This window comes from Emticicia sp. GW821-FHT11C11 (assembly GCF_058808615.1).
The window spans coordinates 60,195-77,059 of the sequence record NZ_JBXARV010000002.1 but is presented as its reverse complement, the minus strand read 5'-3'; the positions used below and the strand labels follow the sequence as shown (position 1 = coordinate 77,059).

The following is a 16,865-nucleotide window of genomic DNA, read 5'->3' as shown; positions in this document are numbered from 1 at the left end:
GTTTAAATCAGCCTTTTTGCTTGAAAGAAACGGCAAATCAATACATGTTTTTTCTGAGCAGCTTGCCAATTTTTTATGTTGCGAATGTAAAGAAAAGAATTGATGATTTTATTATATGATTAATTTTTAGGATTTTTTTAATGTAGTTTGGCGGGTGTTCTATAAAGAAAAAGCTCAACCGTTACTAATAACGATTGAGCCCGTATATTGGATTGCTTTTAACTCAGTTTTGCATCAGTTTTTCGAGTATAGTCTTCCAGGCGGCGTAAGCTTCCTGATAGGCAGCTACTGCCCGGGTGTCAGGTTCTATCACTTTTAATTTGATCAGCTTGCTCATGGCTTCTTTCGGTGTGCTGTAGTATTGAACGCCATAACCTGCACCTAAAGCAGCTCCTTTTGCACCATCGGTATCGTATAACTCTATAGGTGTATTGGTTACATTCACTAAAGCGCTGCTGAAAATATCACTCAGAAACATATTGGCTTTGCCTGCCCTGATTACCTTTGGGTCAACACCGTTGGCCTGCATGATACCAAAACCATAGTTCAACGAAAAAGCGATGCCTTCCTGCGAAGCACGGAATATATGCGCCTGAGAATGCGTATTGAAATCAAGATTATGGAACGATGCCCCCAGCATACGGTTGTTTAACATGCGCTCAGCTCCGTTGCCAAACGGCATTACCAGCAGACCATTGCTGCCGATAGCTACCTGCGCTGCCTGATTGTTCATTTCAGGATAGCTTAGATTTTTGCCGAAATTATCTTTTACCCAACGGTTCAGGATTCCCGTACCGTTGATACACAGCAGAATCCCTACTCTGTTTTCGCCACCAATCTGGTGATTGACGTGCGCAAACGAATTGATACGCGACTGTTGGTCGTAGGAAATCTGGTCACTTACAGCATAAACCACGCCTGAGGTGCCTGCGGTGGCTGCAATTTCACCGGGATTCAGAACATCCAGTGACAGGGCATTGTTCGGCTGGTCGCCGGCTTTGTAGGTTACGGGTACACCGGCTTTAATGCTTAGCAAATCGGCTATGGTGCTGGTAACTTTGCCGTGTTCGCTGAACACAGGTTTTATTTCAGGTATGATGCTTTCATCAAAACCGTAGTACTTCAATAAATCTTTTGAAACGCTGTTGGTACGGAAATCCCAGAAGATACCTTCCGACAAACCGGAATTTGAAGTAGTGATTTCGTCAGTCAGTTTCATGGCGATATAGTCGCCGGGCAGCATGATTTTATCGCACTGCTCAAAAACCTGCGGTTCATTGGCCTTTACCCAGGCCAGTTTTGAAGCCGTGAAATTGCCGGGAGAATTAAGCAGGTGGTTAAGACATAGTTCCTGCCCCATATCACTGAAAGCCTTGTCTCCAATCTGTACGGCACGGCTATCACACCAGATGATGGACGGGCGCAATACTTTTTTATTTTTATCAACCATTACCAGCCCGTGCATCTGGTAGGCAATACCTATGGCACCAATATCCTGCGGATCGAAGGCCGTAACTCCCTGTTTGCCCAATTCATTCACTCTTTTTATGGCCTCAATGGTGTTGTTCCACCACATTTCGGGGTCTTGTTCTGCCCAACCGGCAAAAGGTGAAGAAATAGGCGCTTCTATATCAGGGTATTGAGCAGAAGCTATCACTTGTTGGGTATCGGCGTTAACCACCGAAGCTTTAATTGAGGAAGTGCCGATATCTATTCCGAGCAGTAACATATAAATCAGGTTGAATTTTAATTGTCAAAGTTACACTTTTGGTGAACGAAAACAAAAAAGGTTGCATGAAGAATCATGACAACCGTTTTCAGAACTTTGAGTCTATGTTTCAATTATTCAGGCTTTGGCGCAGGTGGGTTGATACTTTCTTCCGCTTTTTTTGTGAGGTATTCGGTTGTGTTATCAATTCTGATTTCAACCCACATAGGCAGGTGGTCTGACATCTGAAATGTACGCCAGGTTTTGTATTTCGATAGCAGCGTTTTATTTGCTGCAGCTTCATTCTCCTCGTCAATAGGGTTTTTTATAACATGTTCTTTATAAATGGTTGACTCATCTTCTTTGAAAACCGTTTCATAAAAATCGAAGATGCCTGCTCTGTCGGTAAATTCAAATACGCCATGTCTGTTTAGAAATACAATCTGATCATAAAACATATCCTTTTTTACATTTGACCCTTTCAGGTGGTCTTTTGTAAGAGCAACCGGAACCCTGAAGCCTGTTTGGGTGAGTTCTTTAAAGGTGTCGTCAGTTCTTTTGAAAATGTTGAAATCACCCAGTAGAATAATGCTTTGTGTATTACCTAATTCGATGGCGTCGTCGGCCTTGGCTTTCATAAACTCGGCAATTGCTTTAATTTCTTCTACTCTTTTAGGGTCATTAGCCTTACTGTCTCCATAGTACATATGAACCGTGCAAAGCATAAAATTAGTCCATCCGGCTTTAAAGCCGCACAAAAAAGGCGAACGAACCCATTGTACGCTGGGCAGCGTAACCATTTTATCGTCTTGTTTTTGTCTGATTGGTTTATTGACAACCTCTCCGGCCAGGCCGGTAAATCTTACTTTTCGGGTATCAAACAAGAAAACCATTCTTTCTCCATTACCGGCAGTACCTTCTGTTACATCAGTATAGACGCAGTCCCAATAGCCACCCAAAACCTCCCGGAGCTTACTCAATGCATTTAAGTTTTCTCTCACCTCCTGAATCGCTACAATATCAAACCGATCGATGATTTCGGCAATATAAAAGTAGGATTCAGTCAGGCGTTCTCCACCTTTCGGCGAATCAAATTCCCGGATGTTCCAGGTGGCCAGAAGTAACTTGCTGTTCAGAGTTCTGCCGGGAATTTCTTTATCAAGTGCTGCTCTTAGAGTTAAGATTTTGTCGGCAATACGTTTTTTCGATTCGCCTGACAATTTTTTCTCTTCAAATAGTTTTTTGTAGAATGGCATATAAAAGTTTGATTTTGAGTGAATTTACTAATATTTGATATTGCCGAGGAGAGAAAGATGACGTTTTTATCTATCGGTACCTTATAAAGGTCGAGAAGAAGTACAAGTAATCGGGCTTTCGGTAAATTCTATAAATTAAACTACCTTTGCTAACATCATACTATTGAATTGTGCAAAATAATTATTATTTCTTACGGCAATTGACGGGGCAAATTGAAACCAGAATCAGTGGATTGAAACTGATGGAGTGTTTCAGTCAGGAGAAAGATGAATTGGTTCTGGGTTTTGCCGCTGCCCGTGGAAAGAAAAAGAATTATAAGGAAATTTTTATTAAGGCCGTTGTTTTTCCGGATTTCTCCTGTCTCTATTTTACCGACCAGTTTGAAAGAGCAAAAAAGAACAGCATCGATTTATTTAATCAACTTATTGATTTAGAAGTTACGGGTGTTCGCCAGTTTCTGAACGAGCGCTGCTTTGCCATTGAGTTTGAGCAGGGCTTTTCGTTACTCTTTAAAATGTATGGTAATCGCGCAAATATTATTCTATGTGAGAGCAATGAAGTGATTGATCTTTTTCATAGCAGAATTGTTGCAGATAAAAATTTAAAGACTGGCGCTTTAGACCGACCCATCGACCAGTCGTATGAAGCATTTGTGGCCAATAATCAGGACTATAAAAAGTTGTTTCCTACTTTCGGAAAACTGGTCAATGCCTATCTGGAGCAAGAACCCATAAGCTGGGAAAATATACAGAAGGTTGTTTATCAATTAGAACATCCGCGATATTATCTGATCCGGTGGCAGCATGAACTTCACTTGTCGCTTTTGCCAATGGGAGAAGTGCTGCAGGAGTTTCAGGAACCCATTGAAGCAGTTAATGCCTTTTATGTTCAGTATAACAAGGTAAGTACGCTTGATAAAGAAAAGGCTGAGGTTCTGCGAAAACTCAACAAGGAAAAAAAGCAAACAGAATTATACCTGAAAGATGCGTATCAACGATTGGAGCTGATTGACTCGGATATTAAGAATGAGGAAATAGGTCATATTCTGATGGCGAATCTACATCAGATACCTGAGCGGACAGAAAAAGCAGAATTATTTGATTTCTATAGGAATCAGGATATTGCCATTAAACTGAGAGCCGACCTTACGCCTCAGAAAAACGCCGAGAATTTCTACCGGAAAGCGAAAAATGAGAAGATTGAGATTGAGAAAATCGTGGAGAACATAGAAAATCGTGAAGAGTTACTGCAAAATCTGAATGTGCACATTGAGAAAATTGAGCAAGCCGAGCAACTCAAAGTTCTTCGTAACTATCTGAAAACCAATAAACTTACACGTAATACTACACAGGCGATATCCTACAAAGATTTATTTAAGCGATTTGAAGTGGAAGGCTTTGAAATACTGGTAGGGCGCAACGCAAAAAATAACGATTTACTGACCCAGCAGTATGCCTATAAAGAAGACCTGTGGCTGCATGCGCGCGACGCTCAGGGATCGCATGTGTTGGTGAAGTACAAAGCGGGCAAGAAAATACCGAATTCGGTTAAGGAATCGGCGGCTTCGTTGGCAGCATATTATTCCAAGCGACGCAACGAAACACTGGCGCCGGTGATTCTCACCCAAAAGAAATTTGTGCGTAAAACCAAAGATTTAGCCGAAGGACAAGTGATTGTGGAAAAAGAAGAAGTGGTAATGGTAGAACCGAAACTACCCCACAGCTGATGACTTTCCGGAATCGACTTCAATATTTGCTGGTAAAGAAATTGCGGGTGTCTAATCAGGAGGCGCTGGAAATTATTCTTTCCGGTGCAGTATTGTTGAATGGTGTGCCTGTTTCTACCAATGTTGAACTGAGCCAGACAGATGAGGTAGTTTATAATGATGAAGTGCTAAAGGAAGGAAAGAAACTTATTTACGTAGCATTCTACAAACCCAGAGGCATAGAGACTACATTGAACCGTGATATACCCGATAATCTGAAAGACGTGCTACCTTTTGAGGAAGAACTTTTTCCGGTAGGCAGGCTCGACAAGGCATCGGAAGGTTTATTGCTGCTCACGAACGACGGCACCCTTTACGACAAAGTGCTGAGAAACGAAAACAAAACCGGGAAGGAATATATAGTGACCGTTGATAAGGTAATTGACGAACATTTCCTGGAAGCGATGGCGAACGGTATCAGGATTATGGGGAAAATGACTCTGCCATGTGATATAGAAAAGCTGGACGATTTTATGTTCAGAATTACACTTACGCAGGGGCTGAACCGCCAGATACGGCGGATGTGCTACAAATTGCATTATGAAGTGCTGCAACTGGTGCGTGTGAGAATCGGGTCTCTGAAACTGGGCCACTTAAAACCCGGAGAGCATCAGGTGCTGGATAGCTTTCATATCTGATTCTGGCTGACTGTTCACATATCTGCTCATAAAAAAAGACCACCCCAAAGGGTAGTCTTTTTGATTTGTATCCGATAATATCTTATTCGTCATTATCAACAACGCCATCCTGATCACCGGGTTTGGTGTCCATCAGAGCGTCAGCGTCAATAGCTACAGTAGCTTTGATTTTATCTTCCAGCTCAGCTAACAATTCAGGATTATCTTTCAGCATGTCTCTTACGCCGTCGCGGCCTTGCCCCAGCTTGCTGCCATTATAAGAAAACCATGAACCCGCTTTTTTTACAATTTCAAGGTCTACTGCCAGGTCAAGAATCTCACCGGCTTTAGAAACCCCTTGTCCGTAAAGAATATCAAATTCAACTACTTTAAAAGGAGGTGCTAATTTGTTTTTCACCACTTTCACTCTCGTGCGGTTACCCAGCACTTCGTCGCCGTCTTTGATGGCGCCGATACGACGAATGTCTATTCTGACCGATGCATAGAATTTAAGCGCATTACCACCGGTGGTTGTTTCAGGGTTACCGAACATTACACCGATTTTATCACGCAACTGGTTGATGAATATACAGCAACAACCGGTTTTGTTAATAGTACCTGTCAGCTTACGCATGGCTTGCGACATCATACGTGCTTGCAGACCCATTTTGCTTTCGCCCATTTCACCTTCAAGCTCGGCTTTAGGTACCAATGCGGCTACTGAGTCAATTACACAAACATCAATAGCGCCTGAGCTGATCAAATGTTCAGCAATTTCAAGGGCCTGCTCGCCGTAATCAGGTTGAGAAATAAGTAAATTTTTGGTGTCTATACCCAGTTTTTGTGCATAACCACGGTCGAAAGCGTGTTCTGCATCAATAAATGCGGCGATTCCACCAGCTTTTTGAGCCTCAGCAATTGCCTGCATGGCAAGCGTTGTTTTACCTGACGATTCAGGTCCGTATATTTCGACGATACGTCCTTTAGGAAAACCACCAATGCCTAAGGCCAGGTCCAGGCCAAGCGAACCGGTAGAGATAGAAGGAATTTCTAAAACTTTGGTATCGCTCAAACGCATCACGGTGCCTTTCCCGAAGGTTTTATCTATTTTCTCCATGGTTGTCTGGAGAATCCTTAATTTGTCGCTGTTGTTGTCTTTTTCTGCTGCCATTATTTATTGTTATTGAAAAGTATACACTAAGTTGTCAGATTGAATAATTATTTGGAAGACGTATTTAATGATGCCGGAATGCAATTTTCCTGAATTAATCGCTGAAAATTCGCTAACAGATTCGACACTACCAATACATCCTGAATTTTTTTGTCTGCTTCCTGTTGTCCAGCCATTTTCAGGAGGTCGAAGCAGTCAAAACGGTTTTGTTTTTTGTTCAACGCAGTTTTCATATTTTATTCACAGATTTGACTTTTATAATATAATCTATTTTTCAAGTATGCCTTTCAGGTTATTAAGGCCGGTTTCAAAGTCTTTCCCTATCATTTCGTCCATACTCATAAAAACCAGCGTCAAATTAGTAGGGTAGGCCATTTTTCCTACAAAGCCCCATTTTACTTTGGTGTGTATTGAATCCACACTTTCGGCAATCATATATGCATCAGAGTTTGATTCAAACGGTTCAATAAAGTGCAGTAGATAATCTACTCTTTCACCTTCAGTAATATTCTTTATTGTCTGCTCGCCTTTTCCTACATTGTCGTCCTTACTTTCCCATGCCGACACAAAACCAACCGTGCCATCGGTACCCTGATAAATTTTTTTCATATTTGGGTCCATTTTGGCCCATACACTGAAGTTGTCCTGATTTTTGAGATGCTTTATGTAATCAAAAACTTCGGCTTTGGGTTTGCTGATGACCACTTCTTTTTCTACAGAATAATCTTTCTTTATGAACAAGGCTGCAATTAAAGCAAGAGCAACAATACCGAGAATGATGAACAGGATGGTTTTTAAAGTTTTCATTGTTTTAATAATTTAAGGTTAAATTTTATTTGTAAATAATAGTATGCAATGTTAATACCGCCACTTTTACAATGAATACTTTCCAACCTTTTCCTCCTTGTTCTTATCAATACCCTTGTACCTTGTTAATAATTTTAAAATGAATCATAATTACTATTCTCCATTTTTTTTATTTACTTTTCTGGCTCAAAGAAAAACCTGTATATGGGTGCTTTGCCTTTTTGGGAAACTTTATTGAAAAAATGCAATCGTGTTTTTCTTTACCTGTTATTTTTCAATTGCTGTCTTTCAGTTCTGATTTGAACACCCTGCTAATTTTTAAGACACTACAAAGATATAAAAAATATGAATATTGTACACTCAAAAAATGATAAACGGTTTTTTTTAATGATGAATGGATTTTATAATTGGAAATTTTTTTGTATGGCATTTTTGCTAGGGGTTTCCTTAAAACTACAAGCGCAAACCAGTACCTCGTCGTTGGAGGATACGTTTTCTTATAGTAGGTCTAAACTTGGAAAAGTTCAATTCAAGTTTTCTGCAATGAGCTATGTGAGAAACAACGAATATTTTAATAATATAGCAGATGGCTACACGCTTTTTGGTTATTATCTGAACCCCAGAGTGAGTTATCAGCCACATGAAAAAGTGCAGATCGAATTGGGTGGATTTGTGCGTAAAGAGTTTGGTACCCAGGGTTTTAAGGAATTACAGCCAACTTTTACTGTCAGAGTCAAACAAAACGACTGGCAGTTTTTATTCGGTAATTTAGATGGGAATATCAATCACCGGATGATTGAACCGATGATGAGTTTTGAGCGGTTGGTGACTGTCCCCCTTGAACACGGAATACAGGTTAAGTACCAAAAGACTAAAACAATTGATAAAACTGATATTAAAGATGAGACTTTTTTTGATTCGTGGATAGACCTGCAGCAAAGCACCAGCCCCGGCCAAACCAAACAGGAGTATATCTGGGGTGGGGCGTCGTTCTATAGCCCCGGTGTCATGGTAAAAGGGTTTAAACTGAAAGGATTGGCACAGGGGAGTGTCTATCACATAGGCGGACAAAATCTTCAGTCGCTTCAACCGGTGCGTACTATTATGAATGCTGCCTTGGGTGTAAGGGTACAGAAAGATTTGAGCGCCAAACAAAGCCTGATTGCCGATAATTATTACGTTAGCTATTTTGAGTCGCCATATAAGGGGACCGCCTATTATCTGAATAGTTACTGGCAGAATCCTAAATATCAGGTAGGGATAAGCTATTGGTTCGGGCATTTCATTACTTCACCTATGGGCAATGATTTGTTCCAGTCTTATTCACGGAAATTTGGTAATTACGGTTGGTATGAGGCCTACAGAAGCATATTAATACTGAGATTGGTAAGAGACTGGAAAGTAATTAACGGGATGAACATTTCGCTGCGCGTTGAACCTCATTTCGATGTGCAGAACGGTAAGTTTGAGCACTCAGAAGGGCTTTACCTGAAATATCAGCTGCCATAAGAATATTTAATGCCTGATTCAGAGCCGGGAAAACAAACTCCCGGCTTTCATGATTAAAACCACTTAATAGTACTCGATATCAACTTACAGGTTTTTGACATAATCGTTCTGTTGGGGATGGCACAGGGGTTCATCTGTGCTGTGCTACTTTTTTTGTATAAACCCGCAAGTGTCAACAAGCGTATTCTGGCCTTTATTTTATTGACTTTCCTGATACTAAGTTTTAAGATATTGATTCATACGCTGGGCCTGTGGCAAAAACCGGGCTGGCGATATCTGCCACTGGCTTTTGATTTGCTGATACAGCCTCTTTTTTATCTGTACACCTTGTCGTTGACCCGGAAAGCCTACCGGATTGACAGACAGTCTTTGCTTCATTTTTTACCAGTATTGGCTTTTCTAATACATGCCATTGGGGTATACGTGCTTACCCAGCAGACTGATGTGGTCGAGACCAAAGATCAATTGGCTGAGAGCTGGTATTATAACAAAGTAAAGGAAATTGAAGATGTGCTGTCGGTCATTTCGGGTGTTGTTTATTGGTACCTGAGTTTCAGACAGATACAGACATATAAACAATGGCTGAACAGGAATATCTCTAATGCTTCGCATCCCAGTTACAATTGGGTAAGAAATGTATTGTTGGCTATGGGGCTGTTAGTTGGCATACTGGCCATTAATATTTTTCTGGAAATAGGCTTTAGTCTTGGGGCCAAATACTTTCTTCAATGGCAGTTTTTCTACTTCTATCTGGCTGTGCTGGTTTATTATCTCGGCTTTGTGGGGTATCAGCAAAAAGAATTTGAAGTGGCTTTTCAGCCCGAAAAACGCCCGGCAATTACCGTAGATGAAATACAGACAGCATTGATAAAAGAGCGCTTATTAAATGCCATTGAGATTGACAAGGTCTATCTGGACCCAGATTTGAATCTCAATTCGCTCGCCGGTAGGGTAGGAGTTAGTGATGCGGTACTGTCTGCGGTAATTAATGAAGCTTTTCAGCAGAATTTCAGAAACTTTATTAACTACAAAAGGGTAGAAGAAGTAAAACACAAATTGGGCCATCCTTCCTTCAAGCATCTTTCTATATTAGGTATTGCCCTTGAATCGGGCTTTAATTCCGAAGCCAGCTTTTACAGAGTCTTCAAGTCGGTTACAGGACAGTCGCCCAAAGATTTTCTTCTCAAAAAATAACTCTCAAAACCCTTTTTGAGAGGTTTAGGGTTACTTCAATGTATTTCTTTGCCTAAAAAACAATCATGAAAAAGCAGAAGAAATTAATTGTAGTTGCCGTGTTATTATCAATCCCGGTATTCATCGTATCGTGCGCGCCTAAATTCTGGAATGGTGCCCGCAAAAACTATCAACCGCTGCCCGCTATAAACGCAGTAAAGAGACCTGCCAAAATAAAGCAGGCGTATCAGTTCCTTGAATCAAAAACAGAGTATGATGCTTTTATTGCCATTAAGAACGACAGCGTGCTGGCCGCCTGGGGTGATATCCATTTACCGATTATGACCCACTCGGCGCGTAAGAGTATCCTCAGCGTTTTATATGGCATTGCGATTGACAAAGGCTTGATACGATTGAACCAGACATTAGCAGAATTGAAAATTGACGACAACAAAGCACCTCTCACGAATATTGAAAAGACATGTACCGTAAGAGATTTGCTGATGTCGCGCTCAGGAATTTATATTGAGGCAGCTGGAGAAACCAAAGAAATGAAGGCCATGAGACCGCAACGTGGCATGCACAAGCCGGGAGAGTTTTTTTATTACAACAACTGGGGATTCAATGTATTGGGTACCATTTTTGAGCAGCAAACCCACCTGAGCATTGGCGAGGCCATTGAGCAATGGCTGGCAAAGCCACTGGGCATGAAGAAATTCAAAGCCAATTATGTGATATACAAACAACCGGATTATTCGGAACACATGCAGTACATTATTTTTATGACCGCCGAAGATCTGGCGCGTATAGGCTTGCTCATGCTGAATAATGGCCAATGGAAGGGTAAAACCATTGTATCTGCCAGCTGGGTTGCTGAAAGTACCGCGCCCCGCTCAGAAGACAAAAACAATGAGCCTTTTGACCACTATGCCTATCTATGGCTGAATGATACGGATGAAGGAACCTTCTGGGCCTCGGGTTGGGGTGGCCAATTCATGATTGTGGACCGCCAGCATCAACTTGTGGTGGTATCACGCAATGACACGGGCCGTTCACTTTTGCAGCAGGGGTTGTTTATGTGGAAGGGCAAGCAGGCCTCCAGACAGCATCATCAGGATTTACATCATCTGATGATTGAGGTATGTGACTAAAAATAAAAGGGGGCGTCTAGAAAGTATTTTCAGCCAAATAATCTTTGGAAAAGAACCCCATCCCAGCCTTCCCCAACAATGGGGAAGGGGTTAAAAGTCTCTCTCCCCACTGTTGGGGAGAGAGATTTAGAGAGTGGGGTTCTTTGCTGCCAAATAATCTTTGGCAGTACTTGACTTTTTAGACGCCCCCTTTCAACATCTCTGATTTTTTATTACTTCTTAAATATAGGCTGAATAGGTTTACCCACACAACCGCTTGGCTCCTGAATTTTAAGCAGGGCTGCCAGTGTGGCGGCAATATCGGCAATGTAAGTCTGGTCGGTAGTTTCGCCCACCGGAATATTCCAGCCGTACCATAGAAGCGGCACGTGGCGGTCATATTGCCACATGGTGCCGTGTGTAGTACCTTTTTTGCTACCACTGTGGAACCAGCCCGGTTCTAGCAACACCATGAAATCGCCACTGCGTTTCGGATGGTACACGTTTTCAACCAGCGTTTTGTAGAATGGCGGAATAACTGTATTGGCCATGTCGTGGAAGTTGACAACCTGATAAACCGGAGAACCCAGGGAAATCAACTCTTCTTTTACCAGTTTGAACATGTCGTTCATTTCAACCTTATTTTTCTTCATCAGTTCACGGTTCATGGTTAGCTGATAATTGTCAGTCGACAATATCCATTTGCCTGCTCCGTATTTCTCAACCATTTTGCCATTAAGGTAATTTACCTCTTTAGAGCCTTCCCAGACACCACCGGGCAATTTGTTTTTGTGTAAGAAAGCCGGTATATCAGCTGCTGCGTGGTCGGCAGTTAAGAAAACGGTGTAAGTGCCTTTTCCTAAAGTGGCATCCAGATAATTCAGAATTTCTTCAATGTCACGGTCAAGGCGCAGATAAGTGTCTTCAGTTTCAATAGAATGTGTACCTGTAGCATGGCCCACGTAGTCAGGTGAAGAGAAACTCACACAAAGAAAATCTGTGGCTTGTCCTTGTCCCATTTTCTCGTTTTTCAAAGCAGCAAGCACCATTTCTTTGGTCATGTTGTTACCAAACGGAGAGGTAAGAATAGCATTATTATTATTAATTGAGTGCGGAAACACCGGAAGTTTCTCGCCGCTCATTACGTTTTCATATTCCTGATTGTCTTCATCGCTTTCTGTGTATTGCTCAATCGGGAATAGCGTGTTCCATTTCTGGGTTTTATAGTAATCAGGTAATTTTCTCGCGTTGAAATCTTTCATCCATTGTGGCAGATCCTGCATATAATAAGTGCTTGAAATCCAGTTGCCCGATTTGCCATCGAACCAGTAAGCGGCATTGGCCGAGTGACCCGCCGGAAGAATACCTCCGCGGTCTTTGGCAGCAATACCAATTACTTTCGATTTGAACTGTGTGGCCAAACGCAACTGGTCAGTAATAGTAGTGGTTTTCATATTCACCGGAGAGCGTTTGCCTTCTGTACCGGCTATCTCGGTTCCTACGGCTCTCACGGTTGTGTCTTCCGCTACATATACTACTTTATTCAGGAACGGGTCGTACCAGTCATTGCCAATGATACCATTTATTGCCGGAACCGAACCCGTATACACGGCAGCGTGACCAGGGCCAGTAATAGTGCTGGCATAATGATAGTGGTTATTACGGCAGTTGAAACCCTGATTCATTAATCTCTTGAAGCCACCGTTACTGTATTTGCTATAGTAACGTTCCAGGTAATCGTAACGCATCTGGTCGACCATGATGCCTAAAACCAGTTTTGGTTTGGTGGGAACGGCAGCCTTTTGCGTTTTCTGAGCAAGAACCGGCAGGCTGAATAAAAGTAACAGATAGATAAGACGTCTCATTTTTGTATTTATTATTTATAGAATGTTATTGGTGTTACGTATTGAACAGGTTCCAAAATTAAAAATCTTCTGCAAGCATTTTCAAACATTCGGTGCTAATTTTGTGTTAAGAAGACGATATTGAAAAATTCATAGATTTAAACCTGAAATAACAGCATTAAAATGTTCTTAATTAAAGCTGCAATAATTGTAGGTACGTTCTGCTTTATGGAGTTTATGGCCTGGTTCTCGCATAAATACATTATGCATGGATTCGGCTGGAACTGGCATAAAGACCACCATAACCACCACAAAGGCTTTTTCGAAAAGAACGATTACTATGCACTGGTGTTCAGTATCGTGGCGGCCTCAGCTATTATTTACGGTGACCTGAACCCCCAATACTGGTACCTGACCTGGGTTGGCGCAGGGATTACCTGCTATGGCGTAGCTTATTTTATTTTTCATGACATTATTGTGCATAGAAGGGTAAAAATAAAGTTTGTGGCCAGAAACAAGTATTTAAAAAGAATTGTCAATGCGCATTATGTGCATCATCGGGTGCACACAAAAGAGGGTGCCGAGGCATTCGGATTCTTGTACGCCCCTCCAAAATATGAACCTAAAAAACGCGGGTAGATGTTTATTTCAGATTCTCCCAGCATATCTGCGCCAAATCTCCTATAATCTGCTCGGCTTGTCCGGTATTATGGAAGCCTTCCACAAAAACAGATACAATAAATGGTTGCTTGGTATATACAATGGCGGCATCACCACGTACATACGATAATTCGCCCGTTTTATGTGCAATGGCAATGTGCTTAGGGATATTCCTGGGTATTGTGGTAGTATCGGCACAATTTTTCAATATTTCAATCATCTCGTCGCACAATGCCGGATTCGCCACTTTTCTGTTATAAATGCTACGAAGCAAATCGTTTATTTCTAATGCATTAACATAGTTTTCTCGGCCTTGCTTTGCTGCCAGCGTGTCCATCATAATACGATTCAGGCGGGTTTTCGTACTACCTAGTCGCATTAAATTTTGATTAACGGCTTCCATACCTATTTCTCTTATTAAAATATTTGTGGCCGTGTTATCGCTGGTATGTATCATCTCCCATGCCAGTTCGCGTATGGTAAAAGACTTGCCTTCAGGCATATTGGCAATTACACCAGAACCACCGGCTTTATCGGCCGCTTGCAGTGTGTAGGTTTTGTTTAAATCGATTTTCTGTTGTTTTGTTTGCTCCATCAACTCCATCAGAATCGGTATCTTGATGACACTGGCAGCCGGGACTTTCGCCTCCGGGCGGAAAACAAAATACTTTTCACCCTCTGTGCCTTCTACAGCCATTGAAACCTTAATAAAAGCCGGTAATCGGGATAAGTAATCATTCAACCGGTTAACGTCTACTTTCCGGTTTAGGGTATTTTGCCCGAAAGAGAGTGTCGCAAAGAGGCATAGTGCGGATATTAATACAGGAATTTTCATTTTGTTTTGAAAATATAATTTATATCAAATATTCAATCTTGGTTATTTATTCGGAATTGTTAATTCGTACAGGATAAAATATTAATTTAATGTATTGACTTAAAATAGAGTAAAGCGTGTGCGGAACAAATGAGGGGAGTCTATTTTGTTCGGTCAATCGTGAACTGAATCAGATCATGCAGTGACTGACGGTAGATTGATTCGGGGAAGGTAAACAGAATTTCTTTGGCTTCTGCTACGTAGCGCGTCATTACTTCAGTAGTATACTGAATACCGCCGGAGCTTTTTACGAACGTAATCACCTCATCTACCTTTTTAGGGTTTTCAGAGTGATTTTTTATCAGGTTAATAATATGTCTTTTTTCTGACCAGCCAGAATGATTCAGGGCATAAATAAGCGGTAATGTCATCTTTTTTTCCTTGATATCAATACCTGTAGGTTTGCCTATTTCGGCGTCTCCATAGTCAAACAGATCGTCTTTTATCTGGAAAGCCATGCCTATTTTCTCACCCAACAATTTGGCTTTGGCAATGGTGGCTTCATCACAACCTACTGAGGCGGCTCCAACCGCGCAGCAGGAAGCAATTAAGGAGGCCGTTTTCTGCCGGATTACGTCATAGTAAAGGTCTTCGGTGATATCCAGTCTACGGGCTTTTTCCATTTGCAGCAGCTCACCTTCGCTCATTTCTTTCACGGCCGTAGACATGATTTCGAGCAGGTTGAATTCCTGATTTTTTACACTGAGCAAAAGGCCGCGAGATAATAGATAATCGCCTACCAGAACGGCTATTTTGTTTTTCCAGAGAGCATTGATGGAGAAAAAACCCCGGCGGTAGTTGGAATCGTCAACTACGTCGTCGTGTACCAGCGTAGCCGTATGTAGCAATTCGATCATGGCTGCACCTCTGTGAGTAGACTCACTGATGGTGCCTAATGTACCCGCCGTAAGAAAAACAAACATAGGGCGTACCTGTTTGCCTTTACGGTGTACAATATAGCTCATAATCTGATCGAGCAGCATTACGTCGGTTTTCATGGACTGACGGAATTTCTTCTCGAAAATTTTTAACTCCTGTTCTATGGGAGCCTGTATTTGCTTTATACTTAAAGACATGTAGAAGTGAGCAAGTAGATGGCTTACTCTTATGGTACAATGTTACAACCGAAACCTTATTTTAAAGAAGAATTAAGTAAATTATCTTACTATTAGTGCTTTTATACAAAAAAATATAATAATTGTTTTACTTCAAAAATTCCTTAGTTCAAGAAACAAATTGTTACAACAGGTGTACTTTGTTGTTTTTAAATTTTGTTCAAATATAAAGCGCATAACATTGATAGCCAAATTTAATTTTGGACGATATATTTGAAAAATTTGTGAATTATTCTCTAATTCGCTAATCTATTTTAACATAACCACTATTCATGAAGGCATTAGTTTTGGGGGGAGGCTCACTAAAGGGAGCATGGCAGGTTGGAGCGATTCAGGCAATTTTAGAAACAGGATTCAGACCTGAGATGATATATGGTATTTCTGCCGGGGCACTGAACGCCAGTTTTATGGTCAACGAAGCCGGGAAGCAATATGTGGAGAAAGGAGAAATAAACTGGGATCAGGTCAATAAGAGATTACTTAAATTCTGGCTTGAGAATATCACCAGACCCAGCGACATCGGGATTCTGAAATCGCGGTTCTCGTTAGGTGTAGATACAATCATGAGCCGTTTCGACGGCCTTATTGATACTAACCCGCTACACGATAAACTGCGTAAATACCTCGATGCCAATACGCTGCGCCGCAGTCCGATTTATCTGAAAGTAGGAGCAGTAAATATAAACACAGGAGCCATGAAATATGTAGACCCTTTGGAGCAGCATTTTCTGGATTACCTGCGCGCCAGTAGCTCTTTGCCGTTTATAATGCCGGCTATACAGATAGGTGGCGACCATCGGGAAGCATACATGGACGGAGGGTTAAGAGAGGTGGTTCCGGTAAAAAAGGCAATAGAAGACGGTGCAACAGATATATATTGTATTGCCACCCATCCCAAACACAGGCCTTTAGAACATTTTAATTACAGGAATTTCCTGAGCCTGATAGAACGGGTTAAAGATATAACCGTGAATCAGTTTGAGAATAGTGATATTGAGTGGGCCGAAAATTATGCTGAGAACTACATGAGTTTTGGGTCATTTAAACTTGCCAGAAAAATTAACCTGACCATCATTCGGCCCGACGAACCCATTAATCTGGAATTAACAGATTTTAATTCGAATGATATAAGAGAGGTGATTAAACAAGGATACGAACATGCCTATAAAAAGCTGTTCGAACGTGTGAAATAATCAGGATCCGGCCGATAAAAAAGGTGTGCAAATGTAAATCTG

The 16,865-nt window shown here is 41.4% G+C and carries 15 protein-coding genes; 7 read left to right on the top strand and 8 right to left on the bottom strand.

Annotation, left to right across the window (positions count from 1 at the left end; all coding sequences use genetic code 11):
- Window positions 1–223: 223 nt before the first annotated feature.
- Together AC1RRY_RS10305 and AC1RRY_RS10300 are read right to left on the bottom strand one after the other, a co-directional pair.
- Window positions 224–1,729, bottom strand: coding sequence for a xylulokinase (locus AC1RRY_RS10305; RefSeq protein WP_492821163.1), 1,506 nt, complete (start codon window positions 1,727–1,729; stop codon window positions 224–226).
- A gap of 113 nt (window positions 1,730–1,842) precedes the next feature.
- Window positions 1,843–2,964, bottom strand: coding sequence for an endonuclease/exonuclease/phosphatase family protein (locus tag AC1RRY_RS10300; RefSeq protein ID WP_492821165.1), 1,122 nt, complete (start codon window positions 2,962–2,964; stop codon window positions 1,843–1,845).
- Between the two features lie 170 nt (window positions 2,965–3,134).
- On the opposite strand from AC1RRY_RS10300, the gene AC1RRY_RS10295 reads away from it, so the two are divergent.
- Window positions 3,135–4,691, top strand: a complete 1,557-nt coding sequence (locus AC1RRY_RS10295) for an NFACT RNA binding domain-containing protein (protein WP_492821167.1) — start codon at window positions 3,135–3,137, stop codon at window positions 4,689–4,691.
- The gene (locus AC1RRY_RS10290) at window positions 4,691–5,368 is read left to right on the top strand and encodes a pseudouridine synthase (RefSeq protein WP_492821169.1); all 678 of its coding nucleotides are present in this window, start codon (window positions 4,691–4,693) and stop codon (window positions 5,366–5,368) included. The genes AC1RRY_RS10295 and AC1RRY_RS10290 overlap by 1 nt, the downstream gene beginning before the upstream one ends.
- Before the next feature lie 82 nt (window positions 5,369–5,450).
- Here AC1RRY_RS10290 and recA read toward each other — a convergent pair whose 3' ends face one another.
- Genes recA through AC1RRY_RS10275 form a run of 3 tightly spaced genes read right to left on the bottom strand, consistent with a single transcriptional unit; the run spans window position 5,451 to window position 7,325 of the window.
- Window positions 5,451–6,518, bottom strand: a complete 1,068-nt coding sequence (gene recA / locus AC1RRY_RS10285; RefSeq protein WP_492821170.1) for a recombinase RecA — start codon at window positions 6,516–6,518, stop codon at window positions 5,451–5,453.
- A 47-nt stretch (window positions 6,519–6,565) separates the two neighbouring features.
- Window positions 6,566–6,751: a hypothetical protein gene (locus AC1RRY_RS10280; RefSeq protein WP_492821172.1), complete on the bottom strand. Its 186-nt coding sequence runs from the start codon at window positions 6,749–6,751 to the stop codon at window positions 6,566–6,568.
- Window positions 6,752–6,785: 34 nt separating this feature from the next.
- Window positions 6,786–7,325 carry an SRPBCC family protein gene (locus AC1RRY_RS10275; protein WP_492821174.1) on the bottom strand — a complete coding sequence of 180 codons (540 nt, stop codon included), beginning with the start codon at window positions 7,323–7,325 and terminating at the stop codon, window positions 6,786–6,788.
- Between the two features lie 423 nt (window positions 7,326–7,748).
- Between AC1RRY_RS10275 and AC1RRY_RS10270 the strand changes: the two genes are divergently transcribed.
- The 3 genes from AC1RRY_RS10270 to AC1RRY_RS10260 all read left to right on the top strand — a co-directional run bounded on the left by AC1RRY_RS10270 (window position 7,749) and on the right by AC1RRY_RS10260 (window position 11,158).
- The gene (locus tag AC1RRY_RS10270) at window positions 7,749–8,834 is read left to right on the top strand and encodes a lipid A deacylase (RefSeq protein ID WP_492821176.1); all 1,086 of its coding nucleotides are present in this window, start codon (window positions 7,749–7,751) and stop codon (window positions 8,832–8,834) included.
- A 117-nt stretch (window positions 8,835–8,951) separates the two neighbouring features.
- Entirely contained in the window at window positions 8,952–10,028 is a 1,077-nt protein-coding gene (locus tag AC1RRY_RS10265) for a helix-turn-helix domain-containing protein (protein ID WP_492821178.1), read from the top strand.
- A gap of 65 nt (window positions 10,029–10,093) precedes the next feature.
- Window positions 10,094–11,158 carry a serine hydrolase domain-containing protein gene (locus tag AC1RRY_RS10260; RefSeq protein WP_492821180.1) on the top strand — a complete coding sequence of 355 codons (1,065 nt, stop codon included), beginning with the start codon at window positions 10,094–10,096 and terminating at the stop codon, window positions 11,156–11,158.
- 212 nt (window positions 11,159–11,370) lie between these two features.
- On the opposite strand, the gene pafA is transcribed toward AC1RRY_RS10260, so the two are convergent.
- Window positions 11,371–13,002, bottom strand: a complete 1,632-nt coding sequence (pafA, locus tag AC1RRY_RS10255) for an alkaline phosphatase PafA (RefSeq protein WP_492821182.1) — start codon at window positions 13,000–13,002, stop codon at window positions 11,371–11,373.
- A 162-nt stretch (window positions 13,003–13,164) separates the two neighbouring features.
- On the opposite strand from pafA, the gene AC1RRY_RS10250 reads away from it, so the two are divergent.
- Window positions 13,165–13,620, top strand: coding sequence for a sterol desaturase family protein (locus tag AC1RRY_RS10250; protein ID WP_492821184.1), 456 nt, complete (start codon window positions 13,165–13,167; stop codon window positions 13,618–13,620).
- A 4-nt stretch (window positions 13,621–13,624) separates the two neighbouring features.
- On the opposite strand, the gene AC1RRY_RS10245 is transcribed toward AC1RRY_RS10250, so the two are convergent.
- Window positions 13,625–14,476: a serine hydrolase gene (locus AC1RRY_RS10245; RefSeq protein ID WP_492821186.1), complete on the bottom strand. Its 852-nt coding sequence runs from the start codon at window positions 14,474–14,476 to the stop codon at window positions 13,625–13,627.
- Window positions 14,477–14,616: 140 nt separating this feature from the next.
- The gene (locus AC1RRY_RS10240; protein WP_492821188.1) at window positions 14,617–15,591 is read right to left on the bottom strand and encodes a polyprenyl synthetase family protein; all 975 of its coding nucleotides are present in this window, start codon (window positions 15,589–15,591) and stop codon (window positions 14,617–14,619) included.
- Window positions 15,592–15,902: 311 nt separating this feature from the next.
- Here AC1RRY_RS10240 and AC1RRY_RS10235 point away from each other — a divergent pair, with 311 nt between their 5' ends.
- The gene (locus AC1RRY_RS10235) at window positions 15,903–16,823 is read left to right on the top strand and encodes a patatin-like phospholipase family protein (RefSeq protein WP_492821190.1); all 921 of its coding nucleotides are present in this window, start codon (window positions 15,903–15,905) and stop codon (window positions 16,821–16,823) included.
- Window positions 16,824–16,865 lie beyond the last annotated feature (42 nt).

Excerpts from the sequence above, each read along its gene's own strand:
- pafA (WP_492821182.1), bottom strand. The coding sequence starts at position 13,002 with ATGAGACGTCTTATCTATCTGTTACTTTTATTCAGCCTGCCGGTTCTT.
- AC1RRY_RS10265 (WP_492821178.1), top strand. The coding sequence starts at position 8,952 with ATGGCACAGGGGTTCATCTGTGCTGTGCTACTTTTTTTGTATAAACCC.
- AC1RRY_RS10240 (WP_492821188.1), bottom strand. The coding sequence starts at position 15,591 with ATGTCTTTAAGTATAAAGCAAATACAGGCTCCCATAGAACAGGAGTTA.
- AC1RRY_RS10245 (WP_492821186.1), bottom strand. The coding sequence starts at position 14,476 with ATGAAAATTCCTGTATTAATATCCGCACTATGCCTCTTTGCGACACTC.
- AC1RRY_RS10275 (WP_492821174.1), bottom strand. The coding sequence starts at position 7,325 with ATGAAAACTTTAAAAACCATCCTGTTCATCATTCTCGGTATTGTTGCT.
- AC1RRY_RS10290 (WP_492821169.1), top strand. The coding sequence starts at position 4,691 with ATGACTTTCCGGAATCGACTTCAATATTTGCTGGTAAAGAAATTGCGG.
- AC1RRY_RS10300 (WP_492821165.1), bottom strand. The coding sequence starts at position 2,964 with ATGCCATTCTACAAAAAACTATTTGAAGAGAAAAAATTGTCAGGCGAA.
- AC1RRY_RS10260 (WP_492821180.1), top strand. The coding sequence starts at position 10,094 with ATGAAAAAGCAGAAGAAATTAATTGTAGTTGCCGTGTTATTATCAATC.
- AC1RRY_RS10235 (WP_492821190.1), top strand. The coding sequence starts at position 15,903 with ATGAAGGCATTAGTTTTGGGGGGAGGCTCACTAAAGGGAGCATGGCAG.
- AC1RRY_RS10250 (WP_492821184.1), top strand. The coding sequence starts at position 13,165 with ATGTTCTTAATTAAAGCTGCAATAATTGTAGGTACGTTCTGCTTTATG.
- AC1RRY_RS10270 (WP_492821176.1), top strand. The coding sequence starts at position 7,749 with ATGGCATTTTTGCTAGGGGTTTCCTTAAAACTACAAGCGCAAACCAGT.
- AC1RRY_RS10305 (WP_492821163.1), bottom strand. The coding sequence starts at position 1,729 with ATGTTACTGCTCGGAATAGATATCGGCACTTCCTCAATTAAAGCTTCG.
- AC1RRY_RS10280 (WP_492821172.1), bottom strand. The coding sequence starts at position 6,751 with ATGAAAACTGCGTTGAACAAAAAACAAAACCGTTTTGACTGCTTCGAC.
- recA (WP_492821170.1), bottom strand. The coding sequence starts at position 6,518 with ATGGCAGCAGAAAAAGACAACAACAGCGACAAATTAAGGATTCTCCAG.